At 72.9% G+C, this 21,363-nt stretch carries 19 protein-coding genes; 11 read left to right on the top strand and 8 right to left on the bottom strand.

The features are described 5' to 3' along the window. Positions 1 to 27 precede the first annotated feature (27 nt). Complete coding sequence (locus EDF18_RS04445; RefSeq protein WP_123546555.1) at positions 28 to 1,785, bottom strand: biotin carboxylase N-terminal domain-containing protein; 1,758 nt, start codon at positions 1,783 to 1,785, stop codon at positions 28 to 30. Between the two features lie 79 nt (positions 1,786 to 1,864). Then, entirely contained in the window at positions 1,865 to 2,554 is a 690-nt protein-coding gene (locus tag EDF18_RS04440) for a nucleoside triphosphate pyrophosphatase (protein WP_123546554.1), read from the bottom strand. A 26-nt stretch (positions 2,555 to 2,580) separates the two neighbouring features. Between EDF18_RS04440 and EDF18_RS04435 the strand changes: the two genes are divergently transcribed. The 4 genes from EDF18_RS04435 (at position 2,581) to EDF18_RS04420 (ending at position 6,955) form a co-directional block, all read left to right on the top strand. Next, on the top strand, positions 2,581 to 3,822 hold the full coding sequence (locus EDF18_RS04435) for a class I SAM-dependent RNA methyltransferase (RefSeq protein WP_123546553.1): 1,242 nt from the start codon (positions 2,581 to 2,583) through the stop codon (positions 3,820 to 3,822). Positions 3,823 to 3,898: 76 nt separating this feature from the next. Continuing rightward, a complete protein-coding gene (locus tag EDF18_RS04430) occupies positions 3,899 to 4,597 on the top strand; it encodes a response regulator transcription factor (RefSeq protein ID WP_223269329.1) in 699 nt (232 codons plus the stop codon). Next, positions 4,587 to 5,840 (top strand): sensor histidine kinase, encoded by a 1,254-nt coding sequence (locus EDF18_RS04425; RefSeq protein WP_123546552.1) that lies wholly within the window; start codon positions 4,587 to 4,589, stop codon positions 5,838 to 5,840. The genes EDF18_RS04430 and EDF18_RS04425 overlap by 11 nt, the downstream gene beginning before the upstream one ends. Continuing rightward, positions 5,837 to 6,955: a hypothetical protein gene (locus tag EDF18_RS04420; RefSeq protein ID WP_123546551.1), complete on the top strand. Its 1,119-nt coding sequence runs from the start codon at positions 5,837 to 5,839 to the stop codon at positions 6,953 to 6,955. Before EDF18_RS04425 ends, EDF18_RS04420 begins: the two co-directional genes overlap by 4 nt. A 414-nt stretch (positions 6,956 to 7,369) precedes the next feature. On the opposite strand, the gene EDF18_RS04415 is transcribed toward EDF18_RS04420, so the two are convergent. Together EDF18_RS04415 and EDF18_RS04410 are read right to left on the bottom strand one after the other, a co-directional pair. Further along, on the bottom strand, positions 7,370 to 7,636 hold the full coding sequence (locus EDF18_RS04415) for an acyl-CoA carboxylase subunit epsilon (RefSeq protein ID WP_123546550.1): 267 nt from the start codon (positions 7,634 to 7,636) through the stop codon (positions 7,370 to 7,372). Beyond that, positions 7,633 to 9,249, bottom strand: a complete 1,617-nt coding sequence (locus EDF18_RS04410; protein ID WP_123546549.1) for an acyl-CoA carboxylase subunit beta — start codon at positions 9,247 to 9,249, stop codon at positions 7,633 to 7,635. Before EDF18_RS04410 ends, EDF18_RS04415 begins: the two co-directional genes overlap by 4 nt. A gap of 100 nt (positions 9,250 to 9,349) precedes the next feature. On the opposite strand from EDF18_RS04410, the gene EDF18_RS04405 reads away from it, so the two are divergent. From EDF18_RS04405 to EDF18_RS04375, 7 genes are all read left to right on the top strand, one after another. Next, positions 9,350 to 10,144, top strand: a complete 795-nt coding sequence (locus EDF18_RS04405) for a biotin--[acetyl-CoA-carboxylase] ligase (protein ID WP_199732321.1) — start codon at positions 9,350 to 9,352, stop codon at positions 10,142 to 10,144. Positions 10,145 to 10,148: 4 nt separating this feature from the next. Then, positions 10,149 to 10,682, top strand: a complete 534-nt coding sequence (locus tag EDF18_RS04400) for a PH domain-containing protein (RefSeq protein ID WP_233568974.1) — start codon at positions 10,149 to 10,151, stop codon at positions 10,680 to 10,682. A gap of 14 nt (positions 10,683 to 10,696) precedes the next feature. After that, a complete protein-coding gene (locus EDF18_RS04395; RefSeq protein ID WP_123546547.1) occupies positions 10,697 to 12,004 on the top strand; it encodes a UDP-glucose/GDP-mannose dehydrogenase family protein in 1,308 nt (435 codons plus the stop codon). A 94-nt stretch (positions 12,005 to 12,098) separates the two neighbouring features. Then, entirely contained in the window at positions 12,099 to 12,560 is a 462-nt protein-coding gene (locus EDF18_RS04390; RefSeq protein ID WP_123546546.1) for a hypothetical protein, read from the top strand. Between the two features lie 25 nt (positions 12,561 to 12,585). Further along, positions 12,586 to 13,722 (top strand): 5-(carboxyamino)imidazole ribonucleotide synthase, encoded by a 1,137-nt coding sequence (locus EDF18_RS04385; RefSeq protein ID WP_123546545.1) that lies wholly within the window; start codon positions 12,586 to 12,588, stop codon positions 13,720 to 13,722. Between the two features lie 86 nt (positions 13,723 to 13,808). Then, entirely contained in the window at positions 13,809 to 14,276 is a 468-nt protein-coding gene (gene purE, locus EDF18_RS04380; RefSeq protein WP_123547286.1) for a 5-(carboxyamino)imidazole ribonucleotide mutase, read from the top strand. After that, on the top strand, positions 14,273 to 15,625 hold the full coding sequence (locus EDF18_RS04375) for an LCP family protein (RefSeq protein WP_233568973.1): 1,353 nt from the start codon (positions 14,273 to 14,275) through the stop codon (positions 15,623 to 15,625). Before purE ends, EDF18_RS04375 begins: the two co-directional genes overlap by 4 nt. 105 nt (positions 15,626 to 15,730) lie before the next feature. On the opposite strand, the gene EDF18_RS04370 is transcribed toward EDF18_RS04375, so the two are convergent. From EDF18_RS04370 to rfbB, 4 genes are all read right to left on the bottom strand, one after another. Beyond that, positions 15,731 to 18,202, bottom strand: coding sequence for a hypothetical protein (locus tag EDF18_RS04370; RefSeq protein WP_123546544.1), 2,472 nt, complete (start codon positions 18,200 to 18,202; stop codon positions 15,731 to 15,733). 124 nt (positions 18,203 to 18,326) lie between these two features. Beyond that, positions 18,327 to 19,466, bottom strand: coding sequence for a glycosyltransferase family 1 protein (locus EDF18_RS04365; RefSeq protein WP_123546543.1), 1,140 nt, complete (start codon positions 19,464 to 19,466; stop codon positions 18,327 to 18,329). Further along, entirely contained in the window at positions 19,463 to 20,347 is an 885-nt protein-coding gene (gene rfbD, locus EDF18_RS04360) for a dTDP-4-dehydrorhamnose reductase (RefSeq protein WP_123546542.1), read from the bottom strand. Before rfbD ends, EDF18_RS04365 begins: the two co-directional genes overlap by 4 nt. Beyond that, on the bottom strand, positions 20,344 to 21,330 hold the full coding sequence (gene rfbB, locus EDF18_RS04355; RefSeq protein ID WP_123546541.1) for a dTDP-glucose 4,6-dehydratase: 987 nt from the start codon (positions 21,328 to 21,330) through the stop codon (positions 20,344 to 20,346). The genes rfbD and rfbB overlap by 4 nt, the downstream gene beginning before the upstream one ends. Between the last annotated feature and the right edge of the window lie 33 nt (positions 21,331 to 21,363).

The following is a 21,363-nucleotide window of genomic DNA, read 5'->3' as shown; positions in this document are numbered from 1 at the left end:
CCCGGCTGGGCGACCTGCGCGCGCGGGCTAGTCGATGCTGAGGAGGACGTGGCCCGACGAGACCGTCTCGCCCACGGCGGCCGAGATGCCCGAGACGACCCCGTCGCGGTGGGCCGCGACCGGCTGCTCCATCTTCATGGCCTCGAGCACGAGCACGAGGTCGCCCTTGACGACCTGCTGGCCCTCCTCGACCGCGAGCTTGACGACGGTCGCCTGCATGGGCGACTTCACCTCGGCACCCGTGGCGGTGACCACGGCGCCGCGACCTGAGCCGCGGCGGCGGGGTGCAGCCGCAGGAGGCGCGGTGCGCGCACCGAGACCGGCGGGCAGCGAGACCTCGACGCGCTTGCCGCCCACCTCGACCACGACGGTGGTGCGCTGGTCGTCGGGGCGAGGAGCCTCGGCCTCGCCGCTCCACGCGGGGATGTCGTTGACGAAGTCGGTCTCGATCCAGCGGGTGTAGATCGAGAACGGCTCGTCGCCGGCGGGCGCGAAGGCAGGGTCGCGCACGATCGCGCGGTGGAACGGCAGCACGGTCGGCAGGCCCGCCACCTCGAACTCGTCGAGGGCGCGGCGGGAGCGCTCGAGCGCGTCCTCGCGGGAGGAACCGGTGACGATCAGCTTGGCGAGCAGCGAGTCGAACGAGCCGCTGATCTCGTCGCCGGCCTGGACGCCGCTGTCGACGCGGACGCCGGGGCCTCCCGGCGCCTTGAAGACGTGCACGGGGCCGGGGGCGGGCATGAAGCCGCGGCCCGCGTCCTCGCCGTTGATGCGGAACTCGAACGAGTGGCCGCGGGGCTCGGGGTCGCCGTACTCGAGAACGCCGCCCTCGGCCAGGCGGAACTGCTCGCGGACGAGGTCGATGCCGGTGACCTCCTCCGAGACGGGGTGCTCGACCTGGAGGCGGGTGTTGACCTCGAGGAACGACACCGTGCCGTCCTTGCCGATCAGGAACTCGCAGGTGCCCGCGCCGACGTAGCCGACCTCGCGGAGGATCGCCTTGGACGACTCGTAGAGCGCGGTGGTCTGCGCCTCCGTCAGGAACGGGGCGGGCGCCTCCTCGACGAGCTTCTGGTGACGGCGCTGCAGCGAGCAGTCGCGCGTCGACACGACGACGACGTTGCCGTGCGCGTCGGCGAGGCACTGCGTCTCGACGTGGCGAGGCTGGTCGAGGTACTTCTCGACGAAGCACTCGCCGCGGCCGAAGGCGGCGACGGCCTCGCGGACGGCCGAGTCGAACATCTCGGGCACCTCGTCGCGGGTGCGGGCCACCTTGAGGCCGCGTCCGCCGCCGCCGAAGGCCGCCTTGATGGCGACGGGCAGGCCGTGCTGGTCGACGAAGTCGAGCACCTCGTCGGCGCCCGAGACGGGGTTGAGGGTGCCGGGTGCGAGCGGCGCGCCGACCCGCTCGGCGATGTGCCGGGCGCTGACCTTGTCGCCGAGCTGCTCGATCGCCTCGGGGGAGGGGCCGATCCAGACGAGCCCCGCGGCGGTCACGGCGCGGGCGAAGTCGGCGTTCTCGGCGAGGAACCCGTAGCCGGGGTGCACGGCGTCGGCCCCCGAGCGGCGGGCGACCGAGAGGATCTTGTCGATTACGAGGTAGGTCTCGGCGCTCGTGGTGCCGCCGAGCGCGTAGGCCTCGTCGGCGAGGCGGGCATGCTGCGCGTCCCTGTCCTGGTCGGCGTAGACGGCGACGCTGCCGATCCCGCTGTCGCGCGCTGCGCGGACGACCCGGACCGCGATCTCTCCACGGTTGGCGATGAGGACCTTGCTGATGGACGGCATAGTTCCCCACCCTATTGCGCCGCCCGCAGCCTCCTTTGGCTGACGTGCACGAAAACACGCAGGAGGCGCGTGAGGATTGCTACAAAGCGCCGGAGGTCGGCGTCGTCCACAGCTCGGGCCACGACACCCCGAAGCCGCGCACCAGCGAGCGCAGCACCGGCACCGACAGGCCGACGACGGCGCTCGGGGTGCCCTCGATGTGGGTGATGAACGCGGAAGCGCGGCCGTCGATGGTGAAGGCGCCCGCGACCTCGAGCGGCTCGCCGGTCTCGACGTAGGCGGCGAGCTCTTCCGGCTCCAGGTCGTCGGCGAAGACCAGGTCGGCGCTGGCGACGGCGCCCGCTCCCCCCGACGGGAACGAGGCGTCGGCGCGGGGCGAGCCGCCGCGGTGGTCGATCAGCCAGTGCCCCGACCAGAGGGTGCCCCGGCCGACCTCGGCCATGCGTCGCCAGCGATCGAGGGCGAGGGCCGGCTCGTGCGGCTTGCCGTGCACCTCGCCGTCGAACTCGAACGCGCTGTCGCCGCCGAGGACGAGGCCGTCGAGCGGTCGCCCGTCGACGGTCACGTCGAGGACGGCCTCCGCCTTCGCCCTGGCCAGGAGCGAGACGGTCTCGGAGGCGGTGAGGACTCGGCCCGCCGCCTCCTCGGCCCGCGCGACCGCCGCCTCCTCGTCGACGCCCGGGCTGATCAGCACCGGCTCGACGCCCGCGGCCCGCAGCAGCGCGAGGCGTGCGGGGGAGGTGCTGGCCAAGTAGAGGGGAACGGTCATGTCCGCCAGCCTGGCAGACTCGGAGCATGGGAGACATGCTGGGCCGCGAGGTCGAACTGGACGTGACCGGGATCGCACACGGGGGCATCTCGGTGGCGCGCCTCGACGGGCGGGTCGTGTTCGTGTCGGACACGCTGCCGGGCGAGAAGGTGCTCGCGCGCGTGACCGACGACCGCAAGAAGTCGTTCTGGCGGGCGGAGACCGTCTCGGTCGTCGAGGCCAGCCCGCACCGACGCGAGCACGTCTGGTCGGCGGCGGCCGTCGACCGCGCTCCCGAGGACCGGGCGGGCGGCGCCGAGTTCGGGCACATCGAGCTGGGCCACCAGCGCGAGCTCAAGTCGCAGGTGGTCCGCGACGCCCTCACGAGGACGGGCGGGCTGCCCGACGAGCAGGCGACCGTCAGGGTCGAGGCCCTGCCCGGCGACGACGAGCGCGGAGGGACCGGCTGGCGCACCCGGGTGCGCCTGCACCTCGACGCCGAGGGGCGCCCCGGGCAGTACGCCGCCCGGTCGCACCGCGTCGTGCGGGTCGCCGACCTGCCCCTCGCGACCCCCGAGGTCGCCGAGGCCGCACCGCTCGCGGACGCGTTCCCCGGCGAGGAGCACGTCGACGTGCTGGCGCCGAGCACGGGAGGCGCCCGCCTGATCATCGGCGGCCAGGCGCCCAGCACGGTCACCGAGGTGGTCGGCGACCGCACGTTCCAGCTCGACGACGGCGGCTTCTGGCAGGTGCACCGCCACGCCGCCGCGACGCTGACCGCCGCCGTCCAGCAGATGGTCGACGCCGAGCGCTTCGAGCCCGGCGCGGCCAACCTCGACCTCTACGGCGGCGTGGGGCTCCTCGCGGCCGCCGTGGGCGACGCGTTCGGCAGCCGCGTTCGCATCACCAGCGTCGAGAGCGACGAGCGCGCGACCGAGCACGCGTCCGAGAACCTGGCCGACTGGCTCGGCGCCTCGGCCGTCACCGGCCGGGTCGACCGGTGGGTGCGCCAGGCCGCCGCCCAGGCGACCTCGGCCGAGCGCGACCGCTTCCGCTCCGCCACGGTCGTCCTCGACCCGCCGCGCTCGGGGGCCGGTCGACCCGTGGTCGACGGCATCGCGGAGCTCGCCCCGGCGCAGGTCGTCTACGTCGCCTGCGACCCCGTCGCCCTCGCCCGTGACCTCGCGCTGTTCCGCGACCACGGGTACGACGTCGACGCGATCCGGGCCTTCGACCTGTTCCCCAGCACGCACCACGTCGAGACGGTGGTCCGGCTGCTCCGTCGGTGACGCCCCGTCACGTTACGATGACGACGTTGACGACCCGGGATTCAGGGACCGGGTCGCACGCGAACGAAGGACCATCGTGACCGACACCTCCACGGACGCTCCGGCGTCGACGACCCCCGCCCCCGTCCGCGTCGCCATCGTGGACGACCACGAGTCGGTGCGGCTCGGCATCCAGGCGGCCTGCCAGGCCGAGGGCTTCGACGTCGTGCTGACCGCGGCCGGCGTGCAGGAGCTGGTGGAGTCGCTGGCGGGACGTGAGGTCGACGTCGTCGTCCTCGACCTCTCGCTCGGCGACGGCTCGACGGTCACCGAGAACGTGAAGCGCGTCCAGGCGACCGGCTCCGCCGTGCTCGTGCACAGCATCGCCGACCGGGTGGCGAGCGTCCGCGAGGCGCTCGCGGCGGGCGCCGCCGGCGTCATCCCCAAGTCCTCCGCCACGAAGACGGTGATGGCCGCCGTCGCGACGGTCGCCCGGGGAGACGTGCTCAACAACCTCGAGTGGGCCAGCGCGATCGACGCCGACCGCGACTTCGCCAAGGCCCAGCTCGGCCGGCGTGAGCGCGAGATCCTGCACCTCTACGCCTCGGGCCTGCCCCTCAAGCTGGCCGCCCAGCAGCTCGGCATCGGCTACTCGACCGCTCGGGAGTACCTCGACCGCATCCGCGTCAAGTACGTCGAGGTGGGGCGTCCGGCGCCCACGAAGGTCGACCTGCTCCGCCGCGCCGTCGAGGACGGCATCCTGCCGGGACTCGACGCGGACGGCGATGGCCGCTGAGCCCCTCCCGGCGCTGACGCCGCCGACGACGCGCTCGGCGCGGAACCCGATCAGCCGTGCCCTGTTCGACAAGGTGCTCGGCCGGGTCATCGCCCTCGCCGGGCTCATCTTCGGGCTGCAGGCGCTGCCGACGACGATGGCCCAGATCGAGGTCATGCAAGTGGCGTGGGCCTGGCTCATCGGGCTGGGGATGCTCGGCGCCGTCGTGGCCGTCGGCGTCGCGAGCGTCGTCGTGCGCGGGGTCGAGACGACCTGTGCGATCCTCGCGGTGTCCTACCTCGTGGCGATCGTCACGTGGCCCCTGGCCGTCGTCGACCCCGACCAGGTCCTCGTCGGCGTGCCGTGGCTCTGGTACCTCTGCACCGTCGCCACCGCGGCGGCGGCCTACGCCTTCTCCGCGTGGATCGCGATCGGCTACTCGGTCGTGGTCCCGCTCGTCTACGGCGCGATCCGGCTGACCCCGTCGGGAGGCGGCGAGTCGCTGACGCGCGCCGCCCTCGACTCGACCTACGCGATCCTGCTCGGCGGTGCCGTGCTCGTGCTCGTGCTCATCCTGCGCCAGGCGAGCGCGGCCGTCGACGCCGCCCAGGCCACGGCGGTCGCCCGGTACTCGGGGGCGATCCGCGAGCACGCGACCGAGCTCGAGCGCGTGCAGGTCGACGCCATCGTGCACGACAGCGTGCTGACCACCTTCATCCAGGCCGCTCGGGCGTACACGCCGGCGGAGCAGGTACTCGCCACGACCATGGCCCGCAACGCGATGGCCCACCTCACCTCGGCCGCCGCGACGACGCCCTTCGACGAGTCGACGACGACCCTCGGCGTCCTCCGCCGGCGCCTGTCCGACGCGGTGGACGCGACCGGCGTCGCCGTCGAGCTGCGCGTCGACGACGCGGACGACCGGGTGCTGCCGACCACCGCCGTGGAGGCCATCGTCAGCGCCGCGGCCCAGGCGCTCGTCAACAGCTCTCAACACGCGGGCCCCGGCCCCGTCCGGCGGTGGGTCGCCCTCGAGCGCACCGGCGACGCCGGCGTGCTCGTCGAGGTCGGCGACGACGGGGCGGGCTTCGACCCGGGTGCCGTACCCGTGGAGCGCCTCGGGGTCCGGGTGTCCATCATCGAACGCGTCGCCAACGCGGGCGGCAGGGCCTGCATCGATTCCCGGCCGGGTGCGGGCACGGTCGTCCGCGTGATGTGGCCCGCGGGCCTCGTCGTCGGTCCGTCGAGGGGAGACGCGTCGTGAGGATCACCGTCCCCCGCTGGCTCATCGTCTCGCTGGCGGCGGTCTTCTCCGGCTACCACCTGGTGCTCGGGGCGGTCTCGCTCGGGCAGGTCGCCGACCCCGTCCCCGTCGTCGCCTGCATGCTCGCGTACGCGGTCGTCACGGCCGTCGTGCTCTGGCCCAGCCGCCAGCCGGTGCTGCCCGTGTGGGCGGCGGCCTTCGCCCTGGCCGTGAGCATCGTGGTGCCGCTCGTCGTGACGAGCGTCCTCGACCCCGAGGCCGAGAACGGCTACGCGACCTGGTACGTCGCCGCCGTGGGCACGCTCATGGTGATCGTCTCGACGCGTCGTCGCCAGGGCTTCGCGTGGCTCGGCGTGGGCTTCATGGCCGTGCAGGGGGTCGCGTGGGCCGGGGTGTCCCAGATCGCCGACCTCGGCATCGTCGGCAGCGTCAGCTGGGTCGCCTTCTCGCACGCCATCTCGTCCACGCTGACCCGGGCCGGTCGCGAGACGCGGGAGTTCATCCTGGCCGAGCACGAGGCCGCGGACTGGCAGGCAGCCCAGGAGGCGCACGTCAACGAGCGTCAGTACCGCCTCCTGCAGACGGGCCGCACCGCCCGGCCCATGCTGCAGGCGATCGTGTCCCAGTCGGGCGACCTGTCGCCCGAGCAGCGACAGGAGAGCCTCCATCTCGAGGGCGCCATCCGGGACGAGATCCGCGGGAGGCGCCTCCTCGACGACCAGGTCCGTCGCGAGGTCATGGCGGCGCGACGCCGGGGGGCCGAGGTCAGCCTGCTCGACGAGGGCGGCATCGACGACGTCCCCGACGACGAGCTGCGGCGCATCCACGAGGCACTCGCCGCGGCGCTGCACGGCTCGCGCGCGGACAAGCTGATCATCCGGACGGTCGCGGGTGGCGACCACGCCGTCAGCGTCGTCGGCCTCGGATCGCCGGACCTCAGCTCGAGCGCTCTCGGGCGGGGGGTCTCCGCCGAGGCCGACGAGGACGACGACGACGACGAGGTCCTCCTCTGGCTGCAGATACCGCGCCGGGCCGGGGACTCGGCCGACCAGGGACGCGTCGACGACCTCGACGACCTCGAGGACCAAGACGAGGACCGCCGCGTCGTCCGCTAGGGACGAGGGCCGACCACAGGGGCGTGGTCGCCGCGACGACGAGGGCCGGTGGCGGGGGACCGGGCCGGAACGGGTAACGGGCCGACGACGGGAAAGAGGGCCAGACACCCGTCTGGCCCTCATGGGAGATATCCCGGTCCAGAGCGACAACCCGAATGTCGCCCTGATCCGCCCCCGACCGAGAACTCGCTTACCCTAGTCAGCTCCCGATCGGTGGTGCGACTCAAGGAGAGGCACCTAGCAACAACGAGTATGTCGCCCCCCGCCACGAGCGCAAAGTCGTCATTTAGGGGGACAGCTCGGGGGTGAGTGACCCGTCTACCCCCGTTCGGGTGCCGTATCCGTGGGCATCGGGACGCGCCGGTCCCGATGGCGGGGTACGAGGTCGGGGTACGCGCGCGGGTGCGGCCGGGCTCAGGCCGAGAAGCTGCGCCAGCGACCGGGGCCGCGGTCGACGGGGCGCCGGAGACGAGCCGCCCGGGAGGACCAGCCGGAGGGCGACGCGGAGAGGTCCCGAGGGGCCTCCCTCGCCGACTCGGCCGCCTCCGCCTCGAGGGCCGTCAGGACAGCCGTGACGGCGGCGAGCTCCTCCGGCGTCGGCGAGCCTCCGACGACGCGCAGGAGCGGCGCCCCGGCCTCCTGCGCGTCGGTCGTGTCGTCGGCGGCGTGGCGGCCGCTCACAGGGGGATGTTCCCGTGCTTCTTGGGCGGCAGGTCGGCACGCTTCGTGCGGAGGGCGCGGAGCGCCTTGACGACGGCGACGCGGGTCGCCGCCGGCTCGATCACACCGTCGAGCTCGCCGCGCTCGGCGGCCAGGAAGGGGCTGGCGACGTTGTAGGTGTACTCGCTGGCGAGCCTCGCCCGGACCGCGGCGACGTCCTCGCCGGCGGCCTCCGCGGCCTTGATCTCGTTGCGGTACAGGATGTTGACCGCGCCCTGGCCGCCCATGACGGCGATCTCGGCGGTCGGCCAGGCCAGGTTGATGTCGGCGCCCAGCTGCTTGGACCCCATCACGATGTAGGCGCCGCCGTAGGCCTTGCGGGTGATGACGGTCACGAGGGGCACGGTCGCCTCGGCGTAGGCGTAGAGCAGCTTCGCGCCGCGGCGGATGACGCCCGTCCACTCCTGGTCGGTGCCCGGCAGGTACCCCGGCACGTCGACCAGGGTCAGGATGGGGATGCCGAACGCGTCGCAGAAGCGCACGAACCGACTCGCCTTCTCTCCCGCCTCGATGTTCAGGGTGCCGGCCATGGCCGACGGCTGGTTGGCGACGACGCCCACCGAGCGGCCCTCGACCCGGCCGAACCCGATGACGATGTTCGGCGCGAACAGCGGCTGCACCTCGAGGAACTCCCCGTCGTCGACGACGTGCTCGATGACGGTCATCACGTCGTAGGGCTGGTTGGGGCTGTCCGGGATCAGCGTGTTGAGCTGGCGGTCGTCGTCCGTCGTCTCGAGCTCGACGGCCGTGTCGAAGACGTGCGGCTCGGACAGGTTGTTGTCGGGCAGGTACGAGAGCAGCGACCGCGCGTAGTCGAGCGCGTCGTCCTCGTCGCTCGCGAGGTAGTGCGAGACGCCGCTGACCTTGTTGTGGGTGAGGGCGCCGCCGAGCTCCTCGAAGCCGACGTCCTCGCCGGTGACGGTCTTGATGACGTCCGGGCCCGTCACGAACATGTGGCTCGTCTTGTCGACCATGATGACGAAGTCGGTGAGCGCGGGGGAGTACACCGCGCCTCCCGCCGCCGGGCCCATGATGAGCGAGATCTGCGGGACGACGCCGGAGGCGCGGGTGTTCAGCCGGAAGATCTCGCCGTACTTGCCGAGCGCGACCACCCCCTCCTGGATCCGGGCCCCGCCGGAGTCGAGGATGCCGATGATCGGCACGCCCGTCTTGAGGGCGAGCTCCATGACCTTGATGATCTTCTCGCCGGCGACCTCGCCGAGCGAGCCGCCGAAGATGGTGAAGTCCTGCGAGTAGACGGCGACCTGGCGGCCGTGCACCGTGCCCGTCCCCGTGACGACCGCGTCGCCGTAGGGGCGCTTCGACTCCATGCCGAAGGCGTGGGTGCGGTGGCGCACGAACTCGTCGAGCTCGACGAACGAGCCCGGGTCGAGGAGGCCGTCGATGCGCTCACGGGCGGTCATCTTGCCCTTGGCGTGCTGCTTCGCGATCGCGGCCTCGCCGCTGGCCGTCACGGCCTCGTGGTAGCGGGCCTTGAGGTCGGCGAGCTTGCCCGCCGTCGTGCGGAGATCGGGCTGCGAGGCGTCGTCGCGGGGCGCGGAGTCGGAAGTCACACCGGTCACTCTACCGAGGGCGTCCGCGGCCGCCGTTGGAGGTTCCCTCGCGTGCGAAGTGCCTCGGATGGTGGAAGTCGTCAACGCCTAGGCTGGCGGCGTGACCGACCCCACGAGCGCCTCCTTCCCCCTGAGCTCGGCCCACAGCCCGCGACTCGTGCACGTGGCCGAGACCGGGTCGACGAACGCCGACCTGCTCGCCGACGCGACGGCCCCGCACCTGGCGGTCCTCGCCACGACGTCCCAGACGGCCGGGCGCGGGCGTCTCGGCCGCACCTGGACCGCGCCTCCGGGCCGCACGCTCGCCGTGAGCGTCCTCGTCGAACGCCGCGGGCTGCCCGTCGAGTCCCTGGGCTGGGTGCCCCTCGCCGCGGGCGTCGCGATGCGCGCCTCCCTCGCGGCCGTCGTCCGGACGGGCGAGGTCGGCCTGAAGTGGCCCAACGACGTCCAGGTGGACGGCCTCAAGGTGTGCGGGATCCTCGCCCAGGCGCGCGACGACGCGTCGGCCGTGGTGGTCGGCGCAGGCGTCAACCTCTCGCTGACCCGGGACGAGCTGCCGACGACGGTGTCCACCTCGTTGTCGCTGCACGGGGCCGAGGGGACGACGCAGGCGCTGGCCGACCAGGTCCTGTCGGCGTGGCTCGCCGACGTCGTCGCGCTCGTCGACGCGCTCGTGTCCGCGGGGGGCGACGCCGAGGCGAGCGGGCTGCGTGCCCGTGTGCTCGCCGACTGCACCACGCTCGGCCGCCCGGTGCGCGTCGAGCTGCCCTCGGGCGAGGTCCTGACCGGCACGGCGTCGTCGATCGACCACGAGGGTCGTCTCGTCGTCGAGCCGCCGACCGGGGGCGCCGTCGCCGTGTCCTCCGGCGACGTCACCCACCTGCGGTATGAATGACCCCGTGAGCACGGCCGAGCAGCAGCCCCGGGAAGAGGTCGTCGCGCGCCTGCACCCGCACTCCCGGGTGCTGTTCTGGCCGTCGGTGGCCCTCGTCGCGGTGTGCGCGGCGGGCGGCTACTTCGGCAGCTGGTTCGAGCTCGAGTGGCAGAACTGGATCGTCCGCGGGGCCGCGGTGCTGCTGGCGCTGCTGCTCTGGCTCGTCCCCTTGCTGGTCTGGCTCGGTCGCCGCTACGTCATCACCACGCGGCGCATCGTCCTGCGGCGGGGTTTCTTCGTGCGGTCGCGGCAAGAGCTGCTGCACAGCCGCGGCTACGACCTCACGGTGCGGAAGAACGCCGTGCAGAGCCTGTTCCGCAGCGGGGACGTGCTCGTGAACACGGGGCTCGACCGCCCCGTCGTGCTCTGGGACGTCCCGGGGGCAGACCTGGTCCAGGCGACCCTGCACGACCTCATGGAGGCGGACGCGACCCTCGTCGCCCAGCGCCGCCGATTCGACCAGTCGACCCCGGGCGCACGGCCGGGCGCGGCAGACTAGGATACGATATTTCGATGAAGATCTCCGTCATCGGTTGTGGATACCTCGGTGCCGTGCACGCGGCGTGCATGGCCGAGCTCGGGCACGAGGTGGTCGGCGTCGACGTCGACGCGCGCAAGGTGGCCGAGCTCTCCGCAGGGCGAGCACCGTTCTTCGAGCCCGGCCTGCCTGAGGTGCTGGCGCGTGCCACCGCGAGCGGACGGCTCCGCTTCACCACCGACATGTCGGAGGCGGCGGGTGCCCAGGTGCACTTCGTCGCCGTGGGCACGCCCCAGACCGCAGGCAGCCACGCGGCGGACATGACCTACGTGGACGCGGCGGTGACCGCACTGCTGCCGCACCTCGCGGAGGGCGACCTCGTCGTGGGGAAGTCGACCGTCCCGGTCGGCACCGCGACTCGTCTCGCGGAGCGGGTGCGCGCCTCCTCGTCCGGCGCCGACCTCGCCTGGAACCCGGAGTTCCTCAGGGAGGGCTTCGCCGTGAAGGACACGGTCTCGCCCGACCGTTTCGTCTACGGTGTCCCGGCCGGCGCCGGAGGAGAGCGCGCAACGGCGCTGCTCGACGAGGTGTACGCGACGGCGCTCGCGACGGGCACGCCGCGACTCGTCATGGACTACGCGACCGCGGAGCTCGTCAAGGTGTCGGCGAACGCGTTCCTCGCGACCAAGATCTCGTTCATCAACGCCATGGCCGAGATCGCGGAGGCGACGGGTGCGGACGTCACGCAGCTCGCCGACGCGATCGGCCACGACGCCCGCATCGGCCGCAAGTTCCTCAACGCCGGCCTGGGCTTCGGCGGGGGCTGCCTGCCGAAGGACATCCGGGCGTTCCAGGCACGGGCCGACGAGCTCGGCCTCGAGTCGCTGGCGTTCCTCGCGGACGTGGACGCGGTCAACCTGCGGAGGCGCGCGAAGGTCGTCGACCTCGCGGCAGAGCTCGTCGGGGACGTCAGCGGCGCCCGCGTCGCGGTGCTCGGCGTCGCGTTCAAGCCCGACAGCGACGACGTGCGCGACTCGCCCGCGCTCGACGTCGCGCGAGCGCTGCACGCCAGGGGAGCGTCCGTGCGCGTCTACGACCCCGAGGCCAACGGGACGGCCGCGCGCCTGGCGCCCGAGCTCGAGTACGCCGCGGGCGCGGACGACGCCCTCCGAGGTGCCGACGTCGTCCTCGTGCTCACGGAGTGGGCTGAGTTCCGCCAGCTCGACCCGTCCCACGTGGGCGACCTCGTGGCCGCTCGGCGCATCGTCGACGCGCGCAACGTCCTCGACCTCGCGGCATGGCGCGCCGAGGGGTTCGAGGCGCGCGGGCTCGGTCGCCCCTGAGCCGGTCCCCGGCCCCGGACCGGTCCCGTCCGGACGCCCGGGGGCGGCGTGGCGGGGGCCCCGACCGGGTGGTGGACGCCGATAGCATCGTCCCATGGCATCCACGAAGCAGACCGCCGTCCTCGCCGTGGCGGCGGGTCTCGTCCTCGTCCTGAGCGGCTGCACGGGGTCGGGCGGGCCGACCGCGAGCCCGACGCCGACCAGCTCCGCGAGCGTCACGGGCAGCCCGTCGCCGTCGTCCTCGCCGTCCCCCGGCGAGACGGAGCCGGCCGACGAGCCGTCGAGCGCGGCCCCCGTGCCCACGGCCGGTGCGGACGCGTGGACCGACCAGACCGCCTACGACGCCTGCGTCGAGGCCGCCGGCGCCGAGCTCGAGGCCGGCTACACGTGGGGGGACCGCTCGACGCAGACGCTCGTGGCGGCCGACGGCGGGGTCTCGATCGACATCACCGGCATCTTCACGGGCGGCGACGTGGGCGTGGCCAACGTCACGTTCCGCTGCCTTCTGACCGGCGACCGGTCGTCGCCGCAGGTGACCGGTGAGATCGTCAGCTGACCGACGCCCACCACCAGGAGACGACATGACCTACCGCATCGGCGTCATCGGAGGCGGCCAGCTCGCCCGCATGATGGTCCCGCCCGCCGTCCACCTCGGCATCGAGATCTCGGTGCTGGCCGAGGCCGAGGGCAGTTCCGCCCGACTCGCCGCGACGCAGGTCGGCGACTACCACGACGCGGAGACGGTGCTGCGGTTCGCGAAGGACGTCCACGCCGTGACCTTCGACCACGAGCACGTCCCCCAGGACGTGCTGCGGGCTCTGGTCGACGCCGGCGTCGAGGTCCACCCGAGCCCCGAGGCGCTCTTCGTGGCCCAGGACAAGATCGTCATGCGCGAGCGCCTCACGGCGCTCGGGCTGCCGGTCCCCGCGTGGGCGACCGTCCGTGGTCGCGACGACCTGGCTGCGTTCCTCGCCGAGCACGGCGGGCGCGCGGTGGTGAAGACGCCGCGCGGCGGCTACGACGGCAAGGGCGTCCGGGTCGTGCGCTCGGCGGACGGGGCGGACGACTGGTTCGCGGCGCTCGGCGCGGCCGGCGCCTCCGACGCCCTGCTCGTGGAGGAGCTCGTCGAGTTCCGGCGGGAGCTCGCGCAGCTGGTCGCTCGTCGGCCCTCCGGCGAGATCGCCGCGTGGCCCCTCGTCGAGACGGTGCAGCGCGACGGAGTGTGTGCCGAGGTCACGGCGCCGGCCCCCGACGCCGACGACGCCCTGTCCGACGAGGCCCGACGGATCGCGACCGTCGTCGCCGAGCAGGTCGGCGTCACGGGCGTGCTGGCGGTCGAGCTCTTCGAGACGACCGACGGCCGGCTCCTGGTCAACGAGCTCGCGATGCGGCCCCACAACACCGGGCACTGGAGCATCGACGGCGCCGTCACGAGCCAGTTCGAGCAGCACCTCCGGGCCGTGCTCGACCTGCCCCTCGGCGACACGAGCCCGCACCGTGCCTGGAGCGTCATGGTCAACGTGCTCGGCGGCCCCGCCCAGGGCACGATGGCCGACCGGCTCCCGGCCCTGATGGCCGACCAGCCGGGGGCGAAGGTGCACGACTACGGCAAGGACCCTCGCCCCGGCCGCAAGGTCGGGCACGTCACGACGACCGGGTCGGACCTCGAGGACGCCCGGGGGAGGGCGCGCGCCGCTGTCCGTTTCTTCGAGGACTGACGGCTATCCTCTCCTTCGTGCCTGACCAGACGACCGACCCCGAGAACGCCCCGACGCCCGAGCGAGCGCCCACGGTGGCCATCGTCATGGGCTCGGACAGCGACTGGCCGACGATGCAGAGCGCCGCCGCGATCCTCACCGAGTTCGGCATCGCCCACGAGGTCGAGGTCGTCTCCGCCCACCGGACGCCGGAGAAGATGATCCGCTTCGGCCAGCAGGCCGCCGGTCGCGGCATCCGCGTGGTGATCGCGGGCGCAGGAGGCGCGGCCCACCTCCCGGGGATGCTCGCGTCGGTCACGACCCTCCCGGTCATCGGCGTGCCCGTGGCCCTCGCGAAGCTCGACGGCCTCGACTCCCTCCTCTCGATCGTCCAGATGCCGGCGGGCATCCCGGTGGCCACCGTGTCGATCGGCGGGGCCGCCAACGCCGGCCTCCTCGCCGCCCGCATCCTCGGCTCCGGCGACCCCGACCTGTCGGCGCGGCTCGCCGACTACGCGACGAGCCTGGGCGAGCTCGTCGAGGAGAAGAACGCCGCCCTGCAGCGATCGCTGTGAGCGCCGCCTCCCTGCCGGTCCGGCACCCCGACGTCTCGTCGTCCTCGTTCATGACGCGGAGGGCGTGGACGCTGGTGCTCCTCAACGTCCTGATCCCCGGCTCGGCCCAGGTGCTCGCGGGCAGCCGGAGGCTCGGTCGCTGGGGCCTGGCTTCCACCCTCGTGTCGTGGGCCGTGGTCTTGGTCACCGTGGCCCTCGCCCTGTTCTGGAGCACCCCTCTCCTCGAGGTCGCGACGAACGTCGTCGCCCTGACCGTCGTCCAGGTGTTCCTCGTGTACTACGCGGTGCTCTGGGTCGTCCTGACGCTCGACACGCTCAGGCTCGTGAGGATCATCCGTACGGCGCCCACGGCGCGCGGGTTCATCGCCGGCGTCATGGCGCTGCTGCTCGTCGCGACGGTGGGGCCGGTCGCCTGGGGCGCCTACCTGACGAGCGTCCAGCACGGCCTGCTGAACTCGCTCTTCACCTCGCAGGCCGCCGCGGCCGATCCCGTGAACGGGCGGTACAACATCCTGCTGCTCGGCGGGGACGCCGGAGCCGACCGCACCGGGCTCCGGCCCGACAGCATCTCCGTGGCGAGCATCGACGCCGAGACGGGGGCGACGACGATCGTGGGCATCCCCCGGAACCTCTACAACGCTCCGTTCTCCGAGGGGTCGCCGCTCTGGGGCGAGTTCCCCGACGGCTACAGCTGCGGGGACGACTGCCTGATCAGCTACCTCTACACCTACGGCGAGGAGCACCCGGAGCTCTACCCCGACGCCGAGTCGAAGGGCAGCAACCCCGGCATCGAGGCCATGCGCGACGCCGTCCAGGGGGTCACGGGCCTGACGCTCCAGTACTACGTGCTGATCGACATGCAGGGCTTCGTCGACCTGATCGACGCCCTCGGCGGGATCTCGGTGGACAACACCGAGGGGCGCCTGCCCATCAACGGCGGCGTCGACGCCGCCGGCAACCCGATCAACGTCGACGGGTGGATCGAGCCGGGGGAGCAGGTGCTCGACGGATACCACGCCCTCTGGTACGCGCGTGCCCGCCACGGCTCGGACGACTACCACCGGATGGCGCGACAGCGCGAGGTGCAGCAGGCGCTGCTGTCGCAGTTCCAGCCGGCCACCGTGCTGTCCAAGTTCCAGTCGGTCGCGTCGGCGGGGGTGCAGACCGTCGACACGGACATCCCCCAGGCCGCTCTCGGCGCGTTCGGCCAGCTGGCGCTCAAGGCCAAGGAGCAGCAGATCAGCGATCTCGAGATCGTGCCGCCGACCTACTCGAACGTCTACCCCGACTACGACGTCATCCGCGCCGACGTGGCGACGGCGACGGCTCCGGCGGTTCCCGCCGGCTAGGCCGCATCGGACCGTCGCCCGGCAGCTGGCGCCGGCGGGCCTGCCGACCCGCTCGAGTCACGGACGACCGTCCCGGTCGTGGTGCGCCGGGACGGTCGACGGGCCTCAGACGGCCTTGCAGCCGAGCAGGGCGTTCTCTCCGCCGGCGCTGTCGATGGCGTAGGCGCACACCGTCGAGCCCGGGGGAGCGACCACGGACGAGCTGAAGCCGTGCGCTCCTCCGTACGCAGGACGGAGGCGCGCGATGTCCGATCGCGGGACGCTGGCCGACACAGCCGTGCCGCGCTGGCCGACGTAGAGGTGGACCTCGACGGGCGCCGCGACGTCCGGGTCGATCGCCCAGCCGCTGGCGGTGACGCGGTCGCCGGAGCGGACAGCTGCGTCGAAAGCGCCGATCGGTCGTCCGCTGACGTCGACGGAGCGGCAGCCGAGCTGCGGGTTGACCTTCCCCGCGTCGTCGAGCGCGTAGGCGCAGACCGAGACAGGACCGGCGCCCGTCGCCGGGACGTCCACGCTGAAGCCGTGCTGCCCGCCGTACTCGGGGCGTGTCCGGGCGATGTCGCTGCGGTCGACGGAGGCCGTCGTGGCGCGCCCCGTGGCGCCGGCGTAGACGTGCACCGGGATCGACGACGCGGTGTCGGGGTCGAGGGCCCACCCGGTCGCCCGGACGCCCCCGGGGACGCGGTCGGCCGTGTCGAACGCCCCGACCGGCGTGCCGTCGACGGTCACGGACCGGCATCCCAGGAGGGCGTTGACGCCTCGTCCCGTGTTGATGCCGTAGGCGCACACGTCGTACTGGCCGGCGCCGAGCGCCAGCGTCGTCCGGAACCCGGTCGCCGCCGGTGCTCCCGGGACGCTCCGCTGCACGTCGGGTCGAGAGCGGTCTCCGAGCGTGTTGCCGAGGTAGCGACCGGAGCGGTTGTCGTAGAAGCGCACCTCTGTCGGCGCTGACGTGTCGGGGTCGGTGACCCAGCCGTCGACGACCGCTCCGCCCGGAGCGCGGGCGGCCACGTCCAGGGCGCCACGGGGGCTGCGTGCGCTGTCCGTGGTCATCGTGACGGCCGAGCGCGAGAACGCCAGGGCGCTGCCCCCGGCGGGGTGGTGCAGGACGACCTCGACCCGGTAGGCACCTGCGTCGCGACCTGCGAGGTCGAACGGCACCGAGTTCAGTCCCTGAGAGACGGACACCCCGGACGCGATGGTCTCGTAGGGCGTCCCGGGGGCCCCACGACCGACCTTGACGTCGGCGGTCGTGCCGGGCATCCAGGCGGTGTCGCGGAACGTCACGGTGGTCGACTCGACGGCGGTCGGGTCGGCGCGCAGGTGCAGGTTCTTCAGGTGCCACGTGTTGGCACCCCTGTCCTCGTTCGGGTCGAAGCGCAGGAACCGGACGGTCTGCCCGGCCCAGCCGAGACGGGGAGCTCCGGAGTCGGCGTCGAGGGGCGAGCCGGCGGTGAGGTCCACGGCGATCTTCCGGGCGTTCGGGCCCGAGTAGGTCAGGAGGTCGTCGCTCTCCTGCCAGGTGTCCGTGCCGTTGACGAGCCAGATGAGCCGGGCCATCTTGCCGCCGCCGTCCCTGTCCTCGAGCGAGTAGCCGCCGTCGTAGGTGAGCTCGAACGACAAGTTGTGGAACCGGTTCGCGTCGAACGGCGCGACCGGGAAGAGGACCTCAGGGTCGTTTCGTCCTGGTCCTGTGTTCGTCCCGGTGAGGCCCTGCGGACCGTAGCCCCGAACGAGGACGTTGCGGGAGCCGATCCCCCCGGCGTTCGCCTCGTTCGTGAGGTCCCACGGGCGACCCCGCTGGGCCGTCGCCAGGTCGAGGCCGTCGTCCGGCCCCGGGCTCTCGACGAGGGGACGGGGGAGGGCCTCGATGCGGTAGCCGGAGTAGTCGCCCGGGGGCAGGGACGCGTGCGCGGCGCCGGGCGCGTAGAGGCGCATCCAGTCCACGCTCACGTGCGTCGTCGCCTGGGACGAGGGGGACACGAGGGGGAGCATGCGCAGGCCGAAGATGTTCGACCCGCGCCACGGGATCTTCGCGCTCATGAGGGGCACGCCCTCGAGGGCCACGTCGTAGGTCTGGTCGCCGGGGACGAGGGGGAAGCTCACTCCTGTGGCGCAGCTGTTGAGCTGCTCCCGGCAGGTGAACCAGTAGAACGCTCCCGTGCCCCGGGTCGGCTGGTCCATCTTGAAGGAGAGCTTGGTGTAGCGCCTGGTGTCGACCTTGATGCTGGCGGCGTCCCGTCCGTAGGGGAGCGAACCGGCCGTGCTGATCACCGGGTGGTAGAAGTCGCCCGGCTTGAGGTCGAGCTGGAGACGTCCGCCGGAGATCGAGATCCCCTGCGTCCGTGCCTCGTCGGTGTTCTGGTCCTCGGCGTTCGAGAAGTCCCACGGGTCGGCGTACGCCTCGGAGGCGAAGTCGGGAGACTCGACCTCGACGGGCACGGCGGCACGGGCCGCATCCGCCGCGGGGGAGGCGGCAGGCACGAAGAACGCGACGACGAGGCTGGCCACGACGGCGACCGGGACCGCGCGGACGAGACGGGAGCGGCGTGTGCGGAACGCAGGAGCCTGGTGCATGGTTTCCCCCTCGGCGGGGTGATCGAGCCCGCCTGCGACCGACCCTAACTCGGGAGGCCGACAGGGGCCAGACCCGGGCGCGCTCGACGCACCCCCCGTGCGGGGCGAGCCGTAGCCGGTCGGGTCAGAGGTCGGCGTGCAGCTGCCACACCTTGTCGGCCGAGTCGCGCCAGCTGAACGCGCGGGCCCGGTCGAGGCCGGCGATGCCCAGGCGGGACGCCAGCTCGAGGTCGGTGACGACCTGGAACATGGCCTGGGCGAGCCGCTCGGCGTAGCCGTCGGGGTCCTCCCGCGGGACGACGACCGCACCGTCGGCCGCCACCTCGACGAGCGCGGGCGCGTCGGACACGATGGTGGGGGTGCCGAGGCTCATCGCCTCGACCACGGGGAGGCCGAAGCCCTCGGCGAGGCTCGGGAAGACGAAGGCGGAGGCACGCTGCAGGAGGACGGCGAGCTGGGCGTCCGAGACGAAGCCGAGGGTGCGGACACGGTCGGGCGAGAGGCCTGCCTCGGCGACCACGTCCGCGACGCGGACGTCGCCCCAGCCCTCAGGGCCCACCACGAGCAGGGGCACGTCGGGGGCGTCGGGATGAGCCATTGCGCGGATCAGGGGTGCGAGACCCTTCCGGGGCTCGATCGTCCCCACGCTGAGCACGTAGGAGTCGGGGAGGTCGAGCCCGTCCGCCACGGCGTCGGCGTCGGCCGGCACGCGGAGGTCGTCGCTGACGGCCCCGCCCACGACGCGCACGCGATCGCCGAAGGGGAAGAGGTCGAGCAGCTCGCTCGCGACGGCGTGCGTGGGCACCACCACGGCGTCGGCGTGCCGGAACGCCCGCTTCGTCATGGCCTTGTGCCAGCGCACCCCGCGGGGGGTGAGGGTCTCCGGGTGGGTCCACGGGACCGTGTCGTGGATGGTCACGACCGTCTGGTTGCCGGGGGCGAGGCCGCGGTCGTGCCGCCCCAGCGGAGCCAGCAGGCTTGTGGCGTGGACCATTCCCCGGCCGGGGAGCCCGGCGACGCCGGCCTGCCACGCCAGCGAGAGCTCACGGCGTCCCAGCGGGGACTTCGCCAGGCCGCTCAGGCCGGGGACGAGGTCGGTCAAGCGGTCGTACTCGGCCTGGGGGTGCGCCGCGACGACCCCCTGGACGTCGCAGCCCCGAGGGGCGGTGGCGACCAGCGCCCGCGACAGCTCGCTCGTGTAGCGGCCGATGCCGCCGGGGACCGGCGCCAGTATCTGGTCCATGACGACCCGGAGGGTCGTCATCGTCCGGTGGTGGCGACGTCGGAGAGCACGCCCTGGGCGGAGGCCTCGGCCAGGGCCTCCTGCCACGGGCGCATCGGGCTGAGCCCGGCCGCTGCCCACGCGTCGTGGCCGAGCACGCTGAACGCGGGTCGCGCCGCCGGCCGGACGAAGGCCGAGCTGTCCGTCGGCAGGACGCGCTCCGGGTCGAGTCCCGCGAGCCGGAAGGTCTCCTGAGCGAAGCCCTGCCAGCTCGTCGAGCCCGAGTTCGTGCCGTGGTAGATGCCAGCAGGGGCGTCGGAGTCGACGAGGGCGACGATCTGGCGGGCCAGGTCCATCGTCCAGGTGGGCTGCCCGACCTGGTCGGAGACCACCGAGAGGGTGTCCCGGGTCGACGCGAAGCTGAGCATGGTCTTCGGGAAGTTCGCCCCGTGGCGGCCGTAGAGCCAGGCCGTCCGCACGACGTACGTGCCCTCCGGGTGGGCCGCGAGGGCCGCCTCCTCGCCGACGGCCTTGGTGCGGCCGTAGGCGTTCAGCGGATCGCGGGGCTCGTCCTCGGCGTAGGGCTCCGTGGCGTCGCCCGCGAACACGTAGTCGGTCGAGACCGTGACGAAGGTCGCCCCGACGGAGGCGGCGGCCTCGGCGAGCAGGCCGACGGCGGTCCCGTTGACCGCCAGGGCCGCCTCCTCGTCGGTCTCGGCGGCGTCGACTGCCGTGTAGGCGGCGGCGTTGATCACGACGTCGTGGCCCTGGACGGCTGCGAACACGGCGTCGCGGTCGGTCACGTCGAGGTCGGCACGGCCGAGGAGGGTCACGTCGCGGCCGAAGAGGGCCTCGACGAGGTCGGACCCGAGCATTCCGCGCGCGCCGGTGACGAGGAACTTGGCGGGAGAAGCGGGGCTCATGCGAGGGCCGCGCGCTCCTTGAGGGGCTCCCACCACTGACGGTTGTCGCGGTACCACTGCACGACGTCGGCGAGTCCCTGGGCGAAGGGCACCTGGGGCTCGTAGCCGAGCTCGGAGCGGATCTTCGAGATGTCGACCGAGTAGCGGAGGTCGTGGCCGAGGCGGTCCTGCACGCGGTCGACGTACGACCAGTCCTTGCCGGTGGCCTCGAGGAGCATCTCGGTGAGTTCCTTGTTGGTGAGCTCGGTCCCGCCGCCGATGTTGTAGATCTCGCCCGCACGGCCGCCGACGAGGACCATGGCGATGCCCCGGGTGTGGTCGTCGACGTGCAGCCAGTCGCGGATGTTGTTCCCCTCGCCGTAGAGGGGCACGTGGACGTCGTCGATCAGGTTGGTGACGAAGAGGGGGATGACCTTCTCCGGGAAGTGGTACGGGCCGTAGTTGTTGCTGCAGCGCGTGATCGAGATGTTCATCCCGTGCGTGCGGTGGTAGCTGCGGGCGAGCAGGTCGCTGCCGGCCTTCGACGCGGAGTAGGGGGAGTTGGGCTCGAGCGGGCGGTCCTCGGCCCAGGACCCCTCGGCGATGGAGCCGTAGACCTCGTCGGTCGAGACGTGCACGAAACGCTTCAGGTCGTTGCGCAGCGCGGCGTCGAGCAGCTGCTGCGTGCCGAGCACGTTCGTCTCGACGAAGATGGACGCGTCTCGGACGGAGCGGTCGACGTGCGACTCGGCCGCGAAGTGGACGACGGCGTCGACGTCGGGGAAGAGCGTGTCGAGCAGGGCGCCGTCGCGGATGTCGCCCTGGACGAAGCGGAAGCGCGGCGACTCGGCCACCGAGATGAGGTTCTCGAGGTTGCCGGAGTAGGTCAGGGCGTCCAGCACCACGACCTCGGCCCCCTCCAGGCCCGGGTAGGCGTCTTCGAGGGTGCGGCGGACGAAGTTGGAGCCGATGAAGCCGGCTCCGCCGGTGACGAGGATTTTCACGGTGGTTCCTTGTGTGGTCGGTCGCTGGAGATG

The organism is Frigoribacterium sp. PhB107 (assembly GCF_003751515.1).
GTDB lineage: Bacteria > Actinomycetota > Actinomycetes > Actinomycetales > Microbacteriaceae > Frigoribacterium.
Note: the sequence above shows the minus strand (reverse complement) of the source record. Positions and strands in the feature narration are given on the sequence as shown.

Coding starts and splice junctions, on each gene's coding strand:
- purE (WP_123547286.1), top strand. CDS start 13,809: ATGGGCTCGGACAGCGACTGGCCGACGATGCAGAGCGCCGCCGCGATC.
- EDF18_RS04440 (WP_123546554.1), bottom strand. CDS start 2,554: ATGACCGTTCCCCTCTACTTGGCCAGCACCTCCCCCGCACGCCTCGCG.
- EDF18_RS04425 (WP_123546552.1), top strand. CDS start 4,587: ATGGCCGCTGAGCCCCTCCCGGCGCTGACGCCGCCGACGACGCGCTCG.
- EDF18_RS04365 (WP_123546543.1), bottom strand. CDS start 19,466: ATGACGACCCTCCGGGTCGTCATGGACCAGATACTGGCGCCGGTCCCC.
- EDF18_RS04390 (WP_123546546.1), top strand. CDS start 12,099: ATGGCATCCACGAAGCAGACCGCCGTCCTCGCCGTGGCGGCGGGTCTC.
- EDF18_RS04385 (WP_123546545.1), top strand. CDS start 12,586: ATGACCTACCGCATCGGCGTCATCGGAGGCGGCCAGCTCGCCCGCATG.
- EDF18_RS04395 (WP_123546547.1), top strand. CDS start 10,697: ATGAAGATCTCCGTCATCGGTTGTGGATACCTCGGTGCCGTGCACGCG.
- EDF18_RS04370 (WP_123546544.1), bottom strand. CDS start 18,202: ATGCACCAGGCTCCTGCGTTCCGCACACGCCGCTCCCGTCTCGTCCGC.
- rfbD (WP_123546542.1), bottom strand. CDS start 20,347: ATGAGCCCCGCTTCTCCCGCCAAGTTCCTCGTCACCGGCGCGCGCGGA.
- EDF18_RS04435 (WP_123546553.1), top strand. CDS start 2,581: ATGGGAGACATGCTGGGCCGCGAGGTCGAACTGGACGTGACCGGGATC.
- EDF18_RS04445 (WP_123546555.1), bottom strand. CDS start 1,785: ATGCCGTCCATCAGCAAGGTCCTCATCGCCAACCGTGGAGAGATCGCG.